Raw genomic sequence first — 13,329 nt, 5'->3', positions numbered from 1 at the left:
TACCAGTACGAAGGTGTATACTATTGCTTGAAAGGGAGCAGTAGATCATGAAAGATTTCTAGGGGGTTTATTTTAATGGCAGCCGATCAAAACGCCGCTCATAACGCAGAAGATAAGCTAGATGTTTTAAAGTCAACTCAAACCGTCATACATAAAGCGCTAGACAAATTAGGTTATCCGCAAGAAGTGTATGAATTGCTGAAGGAGCCAATTCGTCTTTTAACTGTGAAAATTCCAGTACGGATGGATGATGGATCAGTAAAGATTTTTACTGGTTACCGTGCGCAGCACAATGATGCTGTCGGACCGACAAAAGGCGGTATTCGTTTCCACCCGAACGTTACTGAAAAAGAAGTAAAAGCGCTTTCAATTTGGATGAGTTTAAAATGTGGTATTGTGGATCTTCCTTATGGCGGAGGAAAAGGCGGTATTATCTGTGATCCAAGAGAAATGTCATTTAGAGAGCTTGAAAAACTAAGCCGCGGCTATGTTCGCGCAATCAGTCAAATCGTTGGTCCAACGAAAGATGTACCAGCACCAGACGTGTTTACAAACTCTCAAATTATGGCATGGATGATGGACGAATATTCTAGAATGGATGAATTTAACTCGCCAGGATTTATTACAGGAAAACCAATTGTTCTTGGAGGTTCACACGGACGTGATACTGCAACAGCAAAAGGTGTGACGATCTGCATCAAAGAAGCGGCGAAGAAAAAAGGAATTGACATAAGCGGGGCACGTGTTGTCGTACAGGGATTCGGAAATGCAGGAAGCTACTTAGCTAAATTCATGTATGATGCTGGAGCGAAAATCGTAGGAATTTCAGATGCTTACGGCGGGTTATACGATGAAGATGGTCTTGATATTGACTACTTGCTTGACCGACGTGACAGCTTTGGAACCGTTACTAAATTATTTAACGATACCATCACAAACCAAGAACTGCTTGAGCTCGATTGTGATATCTTAGTACCTGCAGCCATTGAGAACCAAATCACTGAAGATAACGCGGCAAACATTAAAGCTAAAATTGTCGTGGAAGCAGCGAATGGTCCAACGACACTTGAAGGAACAAAAATTCTTTCAGATCGTGGAGTACTGCTTGTCCCAGACGTACTTGCGAGTGCGGGTGGTGTAACGGTTTCTTACTTTGAATGGGTGCAGAATAACCAAGGGTTCTACTGGACTGAAGAGGAAGTCGAAACTCGTTTAGAAGATATGATGGTGAAATCATTTAATAATATTTATGAAATGGCACAAAATCGCCGCATCGATATGCGTCTTGCTGCATACATGGTCGGCGTACGTAAAATGGCTGAAGCTTCTCGTTTCAGAGGCTGGATTTAAGCGGCTCATTTGCATCGCGCCTTAAAATCTCCTATCCTTAAATAGGAGATTTTTTTATTGAATGAACAACTCATGAAACAGCTAGCAATTGTTATTGCATTGAAACGACAGGAGTGGAACAAATGAAACAAGAAAAAGCGATCATAATAGGAGGCGGCCCATGCGGACTATCAGCTGCCATCGCATTCAAGCAAATCGGCATTGATGCACTTGTCATTGAAAAGGGGAATGTCGTCAATAGTATTTATCATTACCCAACACATCAAACCTTTTTTAGTTCAAGTGAAAAGCTTGAGATTGGTGATGTCGCTTTTATTACTGAAAATCGCAAGCCCGTACGTATCCAGGCACTTTCTTATTATCGAGAAGTAGTCAGACGAAAAAGCCTGCGTGTACATGCCTTTGAAAAAGTGAACGCTGTGACGAAAAAAGACGGTCATTTTACCGTGAGCACATCAAAAGACGATTATGTATGTGATTATGTCGTGATTGCGACGGGCTACTATGATCATCCAAACTATATGAATGTCAAAGGGGAAGACCTTCCACATGTTTATCATTATTTTAAAGAAGGACACCCATACTTTGATAAAGATGTAACGGTGATCGGTGGGAAAAACTCAAGTGTCGATGCTGCGCTAGAACTTGTGAAATGCGGAAGTAGAGTCACTGTACTGTATCGAGGCACTGAATATTCATCTAGCATCAAACCTTGGATTTTGCCAGAGTTTGAAGCACTTGTGCGGAATGGAACGATACGAATGGAGTTTGGAGCGCAGGTGCAGGAAATCACAGAAGAAGAAGTGATTTTTACAAATCAGCAAGAGCAAACAGAGCGAGTGAAAAGTGATTATGTTTTTGCCATGACAGGCTATCATCCAGATCATTCTTTCTTAGAAAAAATGGGAGTGACAATTGATCAAGAATCAGGCCGTCCAGCATTTGATGAAGAGACGATGGAGACAAATGTAGAAGGTATTTTCATTGCAGGAGTCATTGCAGCTGGAAATAATGCCAATGAAATTTTCATTGAAAATGGGAGATTTCATGGTGGGCTTATTGCAGAAGAAATCAACAACAGAATGAACGGATAAAAAAAGAACTGGATCCTTTTAAGGGATTCAGTTTTTTTGCTATAAAATGGGATTATATAGAAAGTAATTTTCATAAAAATGGGCTCGATTCATATAAAAAATGGGTAAATCATGGTACGATAATGAAGGATAATGTAGGGAAAGAGGTCTGGTTATGATCGCAATCATCTCAGCAGGTTTAGCTCCCGGCATCGCACTTTTAAGTTATTTTTATTTGAAAGATCAGTACGACAATGAGCCGGTACACATGGTCATCAGATCTTTTATGCTAGGCGTTATACTTGTGTTTCCAACCATGTTTATTCAATATGTCCTACAAGAGGAGCATATCACCACGAACCCTATCTTGATTTCATTTGTGACGTCGGGCTTTTTAGAGGAATCTTTAAAATGGTTTATTTTAATGGTCAGCGTCTATGCACATGCCCAATTTGACGAACACTATGATGGGATTGTATATGGAACAAGTGTCTCACTTGGTTTCGCCACACTTGAAAATATTCTTTATTTAGTCGGTCACGGGGTTGAATATGCGTTTACCCGTGCTTTATTACCCGTCTCAAGTCATGCTTTATTCGGTGTTGTGATGGGGTTTTATATCGGCAAAGCCCGCTTCTCTGAAAAAAAAGAGCAGCATAAATGGCTGATTCTTTCTTTAACGCTTCCTGTGCTTTTTCACGGCCTTTATGATTTCATATTGTTAGGGATGAAAAATTGGGGATATATCATGCTACCATTCATGATTTTTTTATGGTGGTTTGGCCTGCGAAAAGCAAAAAAGGCTCGTTCTGTGAAAATGGTGCAAATTTAAAAAAACGTCTTATCAGTTGATAGGGCGTTTTTTTGTCTTTTCATCCATTTCTCTCCTGTGTTGAATGTATAAAAATAGGGATTGGAAGAAATATATATTCAAACATCAAAAGTACAGGAGGATCAAATATGGACAAAGCTCGTTTCATGAAAAAAATCGTCCTTATCTTCTCAATCGTTCTACTCGCAACCTCACTAATGACAACTGAAAAGAGTGAAGCCTTCACCAGTCAAGTCATTCAGCGTGGTGCAACAGGAGAAGATGTAGTCGAGCTGCAAGCACGGCTCCAATACAATGGCTTTTACAATGGCAAAATTGATGGTGTATATGGCTGGGGGACGTACTGGGCCGTTCGCAACTTTCAAAGCCAATATGGTGTAAAGAAGGTCGACGGACTTGTAGGTAAACAAACAAAAAGCCTCTTAGTTCAAAAGACAAAATACTATAAAGACTTTGTTCAGCAGCAGCTGCAAAAGGGGAATGAGTTTACCCATTATGGCGGGAAACCTCTTGATCAGCAAACGAAAGCTCCAGCGAAAAGAAGTTCACAAAAAAAGACAGCTCAAGGTGCAAAAGAGAATCAAAAAAGTCAAAGTGGAGCATCTGGAAAGTCTGCGAAACAGTCAGGCAATCAGCAAGCAAATCAAACACCGAAACAAACGGCAGCCAACATGCCAGGTGGTTTTTCTAGTAATGATATTCAGCTCTTATCACAAGCGGTATATAGTGAAGCAAGAGGCGAGCCGTATGAAGGACAAGTGGCGATCGCTGCCGTCATCTTAAATCGTTTGAACAACTCGACTTTTCCAAATACAATCGCAGGTGTTATTTTTGAACCGCTTGCATTTACAGCTGTGGCGGATGGTCAATTTTATATGTCACCTAATGAAACTGCAAAAAAAGCTGTATTTGATGCCATTAACGGCTGGGACCCATCTGAGAGTGCCGTCTATTACTTTAATCCTGATACAGCGACTAGCCCATGGATTTGGGGTAGACCACAAATTAAACGCATTGGGAAACATATTTTCTGCGAATAGAAAGAGGTGTAAATAAATGATCAGAGGAATATTGATTGCCATTTTAGGAATTGCTGTTATCTCAACAGGTTATTGGGGCTATAAAGAGCATCAAGAAAAAGACGCAGTGCTTTTGCACGCAGAGAATAACTATCAGAGGGCCTTCCACGATTTAACGTACCAAGTGGATCAGCTACACGACAAACTTGGAGCAACGCTTGCGATGAACAGCCAATTGTCGATTTCACCAGCACTTGCAGATGTATGGAGAATGTCTTCAGAAGCACATAACAATGTGAGTCAGCTTCCGCTTACATTAATGCCTTTTAACAAAACGGAAGAATTTTTGGCGAATGTCGGAGACTTTAGCTACAAATCATCAGTGAAATCCTTATCAGATGAACCATTAAACAAAAATACGCACAAAACCATTACGTCATTATATCAACAAGCATCTGATATTCAAAACGAACTGAGACAAGTGCAACATCTCGTCCTCAACAAAAATTTAAAATGGATGGATGTTGAAATGGCACTTGCTGATGGTGACCGAAAGAATGATAACACCATCATTGACGGGTTGAAAACAGTCGAGAAAAATGCAGATGCATTTGCAGATGTCGATCTCGGACCGACAAATGTGTCGACAGAAGCAGAAACACGTGGCTACAATCATTTAAAAGGAAAAAAGATTTCAAAGAAAGAAGCGATACGCATAGCCCAGCAATTCACACCTGATCATAATCAACATTTTAAGGTGAGAAAAAGCGGAAGTAAAACCAATCGAGATGTGTACAGCTTATCAATGTCAGATCCTGATAGTAAAGCGAATTTCTATTTAGACTTGACTGAAAAAGGAGGGCATCCCGTTTACCTTCTTCAAAATCGAGACGTAAAAAAACAGAAAATCAGTTTAAACCAAGCATCAGAAAAAGCACTCAGCTTTTTAAAGAAGCAAGGATTTGATGCAGAGTCATTCCATTTAGATGAAAGTGCGCAATTTGATAATATCGGTGTATTTACCTATGTGCCACTACAAAAAAATGTACTGCTGTATCCAGATAGTATACGCATGAAGGTTGCATTAGATGATGGAGAAGTGGTTGGATTTTCAGCGAAAGACTATTTAACGAATCATAAAACAAGAGACATCAAAGCACCTAAAATCTCACAAAAAGAAGCGAAGAAAACACTCAATCAGCATGTGAAAATCGAAGATACTCATGTGGCGATTGTTCAAAACGATATGTCAGAAGAAGTTTTATGCTATGAGTTCCTTGGAACGATAAAAAATGATACGTACCGAATGTTCATTAATGCGGATACCGGAAAAGAAGAACGAGTAGATAAACTAAAAAACGCAGAACCTATATATAAAGACCTATAGAAAAGGAAGTGAGGAAAAGGCGAATAAGCCTTTTCCTTTTGTTTTATACATGGTTTAATATAGGAGAGGATATGATTTCACAGATGAAAGAGTGATGAGGAATGTTACAAATAGGGGATGCAATCACAATTGAATATGTCAATGAGAACAAAGAAGTGAAAACTGCAAAATCGAAAGTTTTGGAAAATAATAACGATGATATTTGCATTAATTATCCAGCTGATAAAGAAACGGGACGCACGATCTATTTGAACCAGCAAACAGAAATCACCGTTTTCTTTTTCGATGAAAGTCAAATTCCATACAAATGCACAAGCGAAGTCATCGGCAAGAAGAAAGAAGATATTCCGATGATCGTCATTTCCATTCCGCCAAAAGAAGAAATGATTCGGCTTCAGCGGAGAGAATATCTGAGAGTCGATACTATGGTCAAAGCCGCGATCACGCAAACGGGTGAAGAATCCTTTGACACGTTTATTGTCAATATGAGTGCTGGCGGCTTAGCCATTGCTGTTCCTGAAGGTGTCTCATTGAAAGAAGACGGAGAAGTGATCACAGAGTTTGAACTTCCGCTGAAAGAGCCTGTCAAAATTAAAGCGGTTGCAGAGATGAGCCGAGTCTATCAAGATGAGCAGACTGGTAAAACAAGAGCGATCATGGAGTTTTCTGAGATCTCAAATGATCAGCAGCAGCACATTATGAAGTACTGCTTCCAGCAGCAGCTTTTAACACGTGTGAAAAAAGCATAAGAATAAAGGATGTTAAAAGCTTCCATACTAGAGGTGATAGATTCTAGCGTGGAGGCTTTTTGTATGAAGACAATGGAAAGATGGTTATTTAAAGCGGTGCTCATTCAGCTTGTCTTATTATTAGCCGTTCAGATTACTCTTCATTTGACGAAAGGAGAACTATTTTTGTCAAAAGTCGTGCAATACGAGGGTGTAAATAACATGAGCATTGAAGATTGGATCGAGACGTTTAAGCAGAAGGATTAATAGAAAATTCCCCCGTTTGACCGGTGATCGTGTTACAATTCATAAGGGAGATTCAATCAAGGAGAGGTATTATGAAAAAGAAATTATCTATCGCAATTGACGGTCCTGCTGCAGCAGGAAAAAGCACTGTGGCAAAAATTGTCGCAGCAAAAAAATCATATATTTATATCGATACAGGTGCCATGTACAGAGCGATTACACTTGCGGCACTTCAACAAGGTGTAGATCTTGAAGATGAGCAGGCACTTGATGCACTACTGAAAAAAACTGTGATTGAACTTGTCTCAACAGGCGAGGGTCAAAAAGTTCATCTAGACAATACAGATGTGACAGAGGAGATTCGCACAGACCGCGTGAGCAACCAAGTATCGGTTGTCGCAAAGCACAGAGCTGTTCGGGAAGAAATGGTCCGCAGGCAACAAGAGCTTGGTAAAAAAGGCGGTGTCGTCATGGACGGAAGAGACATAGGTACGCACGTTCTTCCTGATGCCGAAGTGAAAATCTTCTTGCTTGCCTCTGTAGAAGAAAGAGCAAAACGCCGCTTTGAGGAGAATCAGAAAAAAGGCTATGATGTCAATTACGATCAGCTGATCGAAGAGATTGCAAGGCGTGACAAGCTTGACTCTGAGCGCGAAGTTTCACCGCTAAAGAAAGCGGATGATGCCATTGAAATTGACACCACTTCTCTTTCCATTCAAGAGGTAGCAGGTAAAATTTTAGATGCAGCAGACCGCGTAGAGAAACAGTAAGAAATTTTAGAAAACTTTTATAAGTTAGAGGTTTATCTCTTGACAAACAAGGTCTTTTATTAGAAGTTTATACTAATACTATTTTTATTGATCATTCAAGCAATTCTGTTGATTTGAATGTTTCTATAATACATACTCGGCTGGCAATCATCATGCTTAAGACACATATTCACCCAGTCGTTTTAACTAAGCTGTGTAGGTTTGGACCAAGGAGGTTATCGAAATGACAGAGGAAATGAATCAAATCGATGTTCAGGTACCAGAGGTTGGAGATGTAGTGAAAGGGATTGTTTCTAAAGTTGAGGACAAGCATGTCAATGTAGATATCGTCAATGTGAAACAGCCTGGGATCATCCCAATCAGTGAATTATCAAGTCTTCACGTTGAAAAAGCATCAGATGTCGTGAAAGATGGCGACGAATTAGAGCTTAAAGTAACAAAAGTCGAAGACGATGCTTTGATTTTATCGAAACGTGCTGTTGATGCAGACCGCGCTTGGGAAGACCTAGAGAAAAAGTTTGAAACAAAAGAAGTATTTGAAGCTGAAGTAAAAGACGTTGTAAAAGGTGGTCTTGTCGTAGATATTGGTGTGCGTGGATTTATTCCTGCATCTCTTGTAGAAGCGCACTATGTTGAGGACTTTTCAGACTACAAAGGTAAAACACTCTCACTTGTCGTGGTTGAACTTGACCGCGAAAAAAATCGTGTCATTCTCTCGCACCGTGCAGTAGTGGAGCAAGAGCAATTAGACAAAAAGCAAGACTTCTTGCAAAAACTTGAGGTAGGCAGTGTGATTGACGGTAAAGTGCAACGCCTTACTGATTTTGGTGCATTTGTAGACATTGGCGGCATTGATGGATTGGTTCACATTTCTCAACTATCCCATGCGCATGTTGAAAAGCCATCTGACGTAGTGGAAGAAGGCCAGGAAGTCCAGGTCAAAGTACTAGCTGTTGATCGTGATAACGAGCGTATCTCACTATCTATTAAAGAAACATTACCAGGACCTTGGAGCCAGATTGGCGAAAAGGTAAAACAAGGTGATGTGCTTGAAGGAACTGTCCAACGTCTTGTAAGCTTTGGTGCATTTGTTGAAATTCTGCCAGGCGTCGAAGGACTTGTGCATATTTCCCAAATCTCTCATAAACATATCGGTACACCGCATGAAGTCCTTGAAGAAGGGCAAACTGTGAAAGTCAAAGTGCTTGATGTGAATGAAGATGAAGAGCGCATTTCACTAAGCATTCGTGATTTAGAAGAAAATCCTGAAAAACAAATCGAAGAGAATTATCGTCAATATCAGGCGAAAGAAGAAAACACAAGCGGATTCCAGCTTGGTGACCTGATCGGCGATAAGCTCAATAAATTAAAATAATTTGGTGATCAAAGTTGACGCGAGCAGAAAGAAAGAAACAGCATATTGAACATGCCTTGTCCACTGGACAGCATGCAGAAACAGGTTTAAAAGATGTTTCCTTCGTTCACGTCGGTTTACCAGATCTTGCGACATCACAAATTGATACACATACAACAATTGGCGGACTGACTTTCGGTTCGCCAATTTTTATCAATGCAATGACTGGCGGGGGCGGAAAATCGACCTATGAGATAAATCGCTCTTTATCAATCGCAGCGAAGGAAACCAATATTCCGGTGGCAGTTGGATCACAAATGGCTGCGCTGAAAGATAAAGAAGAAAGACGTACGTATGAAGTTGTTCGAAAAGTGAATCCAAATGGAATTGTCTTTGCGAACTTAGGCAGTGAGGCAACGATCAAACAAGCGAAGGAAGCAGTTGAGATGCTGGAGGCCAATATGCTCCAGATTCATTTAAATGTGATTCAAGAGATTGTCATGCCTGAAGGAGACCGTGATTTCAGGGGGGCACTTGAGCGCATTGCAGCTATCGCCGAATCAGTTGGTGTGCCTGTTGTCGTAAAAGAAGTTGGATTTGGCATGAGCAAGGAAACGGCCAAAAAGTTATTTCATGCTGGGATTGCTGCCGTTGATATAGGGGGATTTGGTGGTACGAACTTTTCTAAGATCGAAAATCTTCGCCGCCAAAAAGCTCTTCATTATTTTGATCAATGGGGGATTCCAACTGCAGCGAGTCTTGCTGAAGTACATACAAGTTTTCCAGACCAAACGGTTTTAGCCTCGGGAGGTATACAAGACGCCCTTGATGTCACAAAATCAATTGCTCTTGGCGCATCCGCTGCTGGTCTAGCTGGCTTTTTCTTAAAATCACTGACTGACGGTGGGGAAAAAGGTCTCATCGCAGATATGATAGATCTTCAAGAGGATGTGAAGATGATGATGACAGTTCTTGGCGCGAAGACCATTGAAGAACTGAGACAAACCCAAGTAGTCATTTCAGGTGATACAAGTCATTGGCTCAAAGAAAGAGGCATCGACACAACGTACTATAGTGTAAGAACAAATAAGAAAAAGGGTTAAAGCGAGTTTAGCCCTTTTTCATCTAAGGCATGTGGTGATCACATGCTTTTTTTATTGATTTCTTTTTCGTGCGCTATCTGGACCTTCTAATGCTGTTGCCCCTTTATAATGAATGGATTGATCACGGTCGGATTCCACTCTTTTTGATGCCTTTAAACGTTTTTCTTGTCTATCTCTTCCCATCATACATCCCTCCTCATCCATTAGGGTGTCACCTCTTGTTTTTTTCATACAATGCCCAAAGCGATCCCTTACGTTTAAAAAATGGTGATTTTCCCATAATGTAATTGAGGTGATGAGACGTTGGAAGCTTTGTACTATTATTGGTCCATATGGTTTGTTTGGATTATCGTTACATTTATTATGGAAAAAAGCTTATGGCGCAATGTGTTAGGCATCTGTGTTCTTGTCCATATTATATGTAGTCATTTCATGATATCCATGTTTGATATGAGCCTGAATGCGGGGTACTTGATGACCTTTTTATATGCATGTGCAGGTTTTGTTCTATGCCGGTCTGGTCATCAAATAATGAGAATCATACAATTAGGTTCTATGGTGAGCGCATATGCCTTTTTTATGATTTTTGCATTATATGACCCGGTTTGGTTCACGCTAATAAAAGTGGATTGGGTCGTATTTGCCTTGCTGATCTTAATGTCTTTGACATATGGACATGATTTCAAGGAACGAGTCACCTTATGGATGATGTCTATATGTCTTGGCGAAGCCCTTTATGCGCTCACGATTCACCGCCTGACATCATCGATTGTCATAGGAGATCTCTCTTTTCTGTCCCTTGTTGTTCAAGGGTCCATCTTCCTATTAGGTGTCGATCAGCTTGAAAAGCTCTTGAACGCCCGTTCATCAAGAAAACCAGTAAAAGGGGCTGCAAAATCAACATGACGGATTATACGTTTCCTGTGATTATTGGTGTCATCTTTGGGATGGCGGCAAGGCTTTATATGTTAAGAACAGATTACCGGCAATATCCTACGTATATTCATGGACAAGTAATTCACATAGCGCTTGGTTTTATCGCTTCAGGCCTTGGTGCGATCATTATGCCTGCACTCATTCAGGAGGAATTTACGGCGATTACGTTTCTCACACTGGCGGCCACGCAATTCCGAGATGTCCGCAATATGGAAAGAAATACGTTAACTCAGATGGATTCATATGAGCTAGTATCAAGAGGTAGTACATATATAGAAGGCATTGCCATTGCCTTTGAAAGTCGAAATTATATTGCGATTCTCACGGCGCTGATTACGACCACAGCTTGCATTTTCTTCTCGCTCATTATTGGGACAGTGGTCGGTATTCTTTGTTTTTTCTTGGCAAAGCTATTAATGTCTGGCAGTCAATTAAAGGATATTGTCAACATACAAAAAGGAGAGCTCCGCTTTGATGGGGCAGGGCTTTATGTGAATGATATTTACATCATGAATATCGGACTGCCCGAAAAGCAAAAGCTCATTTTAGAGCATGGGATGGGTTTTGTTTTGACACCGAAAAATTTCAACGCAGCCACAACAATTGCTAACCTTGGGCAGCGGCAAGCCATCTTATTTGATTTATCCAATGTACTTGGTGTGTATCGCGACTCTGGTGAACCTTCGCTCTGTCCGCTCGCAAAGCGTGATCTAAATAACGGCACACTTGGTGTGTTCATTTTACCGCAATGGTATCGTGAAGATCTGGCTGTCCGTGTATTAGAAGAAGTACCCATTTTAGAAAATGCCATCAGAATGCCGACAGAGTTCATAAAAAAGAAAGTGAGGTAATAGGGCATGGCGAACACCATTGAACAATTTATACTCGCTGTGGCTACAACAAATAAAGAGCGAGTCATGGGCGGAACAGCAGTTTTTTTCTGTGAAAATAAAGAAGAACTCGACATGTACGCGATGAATTTAGAGGCCATTTTAGATGGCATTGCACACGGAATTGGAGAAGATCTTTACTTGATTGTCAAACATTTTTAAGTTATTCATTGTGGTCTGATTAAAAATTGATATAATATATAAGTTGAACCCTTCATGTTTGAAGGGTTTATTTCATAAAACTGAATGAAAATTTTAAATCCCGGTTGAAACATGATGATGAACATATTGAATCGCGGCTGGATTGAAAGGAAGGGTACTATGGGTAAACCTGTCGTAGCCATTGTTGGAAGGCCCAACGTTGGAAAATCTACAATTTTTAATCGAATCGCAGGCGAAAGAATATCGATTGTAGAAGACACACCTGGTGTAACAAGAGATCGAATTTATAGCTCTGCTGAATGGTTAAATTATGACTTTAACTTAATAGATACTGGTGGAATTGATATTGGAGATGAGCCATTTTTAGCGCAAATTCGCCATCAAGCAGAAATTGCAATGGATGAAGCGGATGTCATCATCTTTATGGTGAATGGCCGAGATGGTGTGACATCAGCGGATGAAGAAGTCGCAAAAATTTTATATCGCACGAAAAAGCCAGTTGTACTTGCTGTCAATAAACTGGACAACCCTGAAATGAGAAGTGATGTGTATGACTTTTATGCACTAGGGTTTGGTGAGCCATATCCTATTTCTGGAACGCACGGATTAGGTCTTGGTGATCTACTTGATGCAGTTGCAGAACACTTTAAGAACTTACCAGATACGCAGTATGATGAACAAGTTGTCCAGTTCTGCTTAATTGGCCGCCCGAATGTAGGGAAATCTTCTTTAGTGAATGCGATGCTCGGAGAAGAACGCGTCATTGTCAGCAACATCGCTGGTACAACGAGAGATGCTGTCGATACGATGTTTGCGTACAATCAGCGTGACTTTGTCATTGTTGATACAGCAGGTATGAGAAAAAAAGGAAAAGTATACGAAACAACAGAGAAATACAGTGTGCTTCGTGCATTAAAAGCCATTGATCGTTCTGATGTTGTCGCTGTTGTTCTAGACGGTGAAGAAGGCATTATTGAGCAAGATAAACGTATTGCAGGCTATGCACACGAAGCTGGTAAAGCCGTTGTAATCGTTGTGAACAAATGGGACGCTGTTGAAAAAGATGAGCGTACGATGAAGGAATTTGAGCAAAACATTCGTGAGCATTTTCAATTCTTAGATTATGCACCTGTCTTATTTATGTCTGCTCTCACGAAAAAGAGAATTCATACGTTAATGCCGTCCATTATTACAGCTAGTGAAAATCATGCGATGCGCGTTCAAACGAATATTTTGAACGATATCATCATGGATGCAGTCGCAATGAATCCAACACCGACACACAATGGACAGCGCCTGAAAATTTATTATGCGACACAGGTGGCCATTAAGCCTCCGTCCTTTGTTGTGTTTGTAAACGATCCAGAGCTTATGCACTTTTCTTATGAACGTTTCCTAGAAAACCGTATTCGAGATGCGTTTGGTTTTGAAGGAACACCGATTAAAATATTTGCGAGAGCGAGAAAATAAAAAGGGTGA

Annotated in this window: 15 protein-coding genes; 14 read left to right on the top strand and 1 reads right to left on the bottom strand. The window is 40.6% G+C overall.

Annotation, left to right across the window (positions count from 1 at the left end; all coding sequences use genetic code 11):
* The first annotated feature begins 75 nt into the window (after positions 1-75).
* From MKX52_RS10225 to fni, 10 genes are all read left to right on the top strand, one after another.
* Positions 76-1,350 (top strand): Glu/Leu/Phe/Val dehydrogenase, encoded by a 1,275-nt coding sequence (locus MKX52_RS10225; protein ID WP_012010406.1) that lies wholly within the window; start codon positions 76-78, stop codon positions 1,348-1,350.
* Positions 1,351-1,472: 122 nt separating this feature from the next.
* Positions 1,473-2,444 carry a YpdA family putative bacillithiol disulfide reductase gene (locus tag MKX52_RS10220; RefSeq protein ID WP_342490651.1) on the top strand — a complete coding sequence of 324 codons (972 nt, stop codon included), beginning with the start codon at positions 1,473-1,475 and terminating at the stop codon, positions 2,442-2,444.
* 154 nt (positions 2,445-2,598) lie between these two features.
* On the top strand, positions 2,599-3,255 hold the full coding sequence (prsW, locus tag MKX52_RS10215; RefSeq protein ID WP_151020645.1) for a glutamic-type intramembrane protease PrsW: 657 nt from the start codon (positions 2,599-2,601) through the stop codon (positions 3,253-3,255).
* 128 nt (positions 3,256-3,383) lie between these two features.
* On the top strand, positions 3,384-4,295 hold the full coding sequence (gene sleB / locus MKX52_RS10210) for a spore cortex-lytic enzyme (protein WP_144471847.1): 912 nt from the start codon (positions 3,384-3,386) through the stop codon (positions 4,293-4,295).
* Between the two features lie 16 nt (positions 4,296-4,311).
* Entirely contained in the window at positions 4,312-5,661 is a 1,350-nt protein-coding gene (ypeB, locus tag MKX52_RS10205) for a germination protein YpeB (RefSeq protein WP_342490650.1), read from the top strand.
* Between the two features lie 101 nt (positions 5,662-5,762).
* The gene (locus MKX52_RS10200; RefSeq protein ID WP_088000975.1) at positions 5,763-6,410 is read left to right on the top strand and encodes a flagellar brake domain-containing protein; all 648 of its coding nucleotides are present in this window, start codon (positions 5,763-5,765) and stop codon (positions 6,408-6,410) included.
* A 63-nt stretch (positions 6,411-6,473) separates the two neighbouring features.
* Positions 6,474-6,656 carry a DUF5359 family protein gene (locus tag MKX52_RS10195; protein WP_003215744.1) on the top strand — a complete coding sequence of 61 codons (183 nt, stop codon included), beginning with the start codon at positions 6,474-6,476 and terminating at the stop codon, positions 6,654-6,656.
* A 71-nt stretch (positions 6,657-6,727) separates the two neighbouring features.
* On the top strand, positions 6,728-7,405 hold the full coding sequence (cmk, locus tag MKX52_RS10190) for a (d)CMP kinase (protein WP_342490649.1): 678 nt from the start codon (positions 6,728-6,730) through the stop codon (positions 7,403-7,405).
* Between the two features lie 223 nt (positions 7,406-7,628).
* Positions 7,629-8,780: a 30S ribosomal protein S1 gene (rpsA, locus tag MKX52_RS10185; protein ID WP_003215529.1), complete on the top strand. Its 1,152-nt coding sequence runs from the start codon at positions 7,629-7,631 to the stop codon at positions 8,778-8,780.
* A gap of 14 nt (positions 8,781-8,794) precedes the next feature.
* Positions 8,795-9,862, top strand: a complete 1,068-nt coding sequence (gene fni, locus MKX52_RS10180) for a type 2 isopentenyl-diphosphate Delta-isomerase (protein WP_342490648.1) — start codon at positions 8,795-8,797, stop codon at positions 9,860-9,862.
* A 51-nt stretch (positions 9,863-9,913) separates the two neighbouring features.
* Here fni and MKX52_RS10175 read toward each other — a convergent pair whose 3' ends face one another.
* On the bottom strand, positions 9,914-10,045 hold the full coding sequence (locus MKX52_RS10175) for a YpzI family protein (protein ID WP_081112329.1): 132 nt from the start codon (positions 10,043-10,045) through the stop codon (positions 9,914-9,916).
* Between the two features lie 120 nt (positions 10,046-10,165).
* Between MKX52_RS10175 and MKX52_RS10170 the strand changes: the two genes are divergently transcribed.
* From MKX52_RS10170 to der, 4 genes are all read left to right on the top strand, one after another.
* Positions 10,166-10,768: a hypothetical protein gene (locus MKX52_RS10170; RefSeq protein WP_012010395.1), complete on the top strand. Its 603-nt coding sequence runs from the start codon at positions 10,166-10,168 to the stop codon at positions 10,766-10,768.
* Complete coding sequence (locus tag MKX52_RS10165; RefSeq protein WP_012010394.1) at positions 10,765-11,649, top strand: YIEGIA family protein; 885 nt, start codon at positions 10,765-10,767, stop codon at positions 11,647-11,649. Before MKX52_RS10170 ends, MKX52_RS10165 begins: the two co-directional genes overlap by 4 nt.
* Before the next feature lie 6 nt (positions 11,650-11,655).
* Positions 11,656-11,850 carry a hypothetical protein gene (locus tag MKX52_RS10160; protein WP_003215794.1) on the top strand — a complete coding sequence of 65 codons (195 nt, stop codon included), beginning with the start codon at positions 11,656-11,658 and terminating at the stop codon, positions 11,848-11,850.
* Between the two features lie 159 nt (positions 11,851-12,009).
* The gene (gene der, locus MKX52_RS10155; RefSeq protein WP_144504663.1) at positions 12,010-13,320 is read left to right on the top strand and encodes a ribosome biogenesis GTPase Der; all 1,311 of its coding nucleotides are present in this window, start codon (positions 12,010-12,012) and stop codon (positions 13,318-13,320) included.
* Positions 13,321-13,329: the final 9 nt, after the last annotated feature.

The organism is Bacillus sp. FSL R5-0422 (genome assembly GCF_038610765.1).
Taxonomy (GTDB): domain Bacteria; phylum Bacillota; class Bacilli; order Bacillales; family Bacillaceae; genus Bacillus; species Bacillus pumilus_O.
The sequence above is the reverse complement of the archived record's forward strand: the minus strand, read 5'-3'. Positions and strand labels throughout refer to the sequence as shown.

Coding starts and splice junctions, on each gene's coding strand:
- MKX52_RS10220 (WP_342490651.1), top strand. CDS start 1,473: ATGAAACAAGAAAAAGCGATCATAATAGGAGGCGGCCCATGCGGACTA.
- sleB (WP_144471847.1), top strand. CDS start 3,384: ATGGACAAAGCTCGTTTCATGAAAAAAATCGTCCTTATCTTCTCAATC.
- prsW (WP_151020645.1), top strand. CDS start 2,599: ATGATCGCAATCATCTCAGCAGGTTTAGCTCCCGGCATCGCACTTTTA.
- ypeB (WP_342490650.1), top strand. CDS start 4,312: ATGATCAGAGGAATATTGATTGCCATTTTAGGAATTGCTGTTATCTCA.
- der (WP_144504663.1), top strand. CDS start 12,010: ATGGGTAAACCTGTCGTAGCCATTGTTGGAAGGCCCAACGTTGGAAAA.
- MKX52_RS10225 (WP_012010406.1), top strand. CDS start 76: ATGGCAGCCGATCAAAACGCCGCTCATAACGCAGAAGATAAGCTAGAT.
- MKX52_RS10165 (WP_012010394.1), top strand. CDS start 10,765: ATGACGGATTATACGTTTCCTGTGATTATTGGTGTCATCTTTGGGATG.
- MKX52_RS10160 (WP_003215794.1), top strand. CDS start 11,656: ATGGCGAACACCATTGAACAATTTATACTCGCTGTGGCTACAACAAAT.
- MKX52_RS10200 (WP_088000975.1), top strand. CDS start 5,763: ATGTTACAAATAGGGGATGCAATCACAATTGAATATGTCAATGAGAAC.
- cmk (WP_342490649.1), top strand. CDS start 6,728: ATGAAAAAGAAATTATCTATCGCAATTGACGGTCCTGCTGCAGCAGGA.
- rpsA (WP_003215529.1), top strand. CDS start 7,629: ATGACAGAGGAAATGAATCAAATCGATGTTCAGGTACCAGAGGTTGGA.
- MKX52_RS10195 (WP_003215744.1), top strand. CDS start 6,474: ATGAAGACAATGGAAAGATGGTTATTTAAAGCGGTGCTCATTCAGCTT.
- MKX52_RS10175 (WP_081112329.1), bottom strand. CDS start 10,045: ATGGGAAGAGATAGACAAGAAAAACGTTTAAAGGCATCAAAAAGAGTG.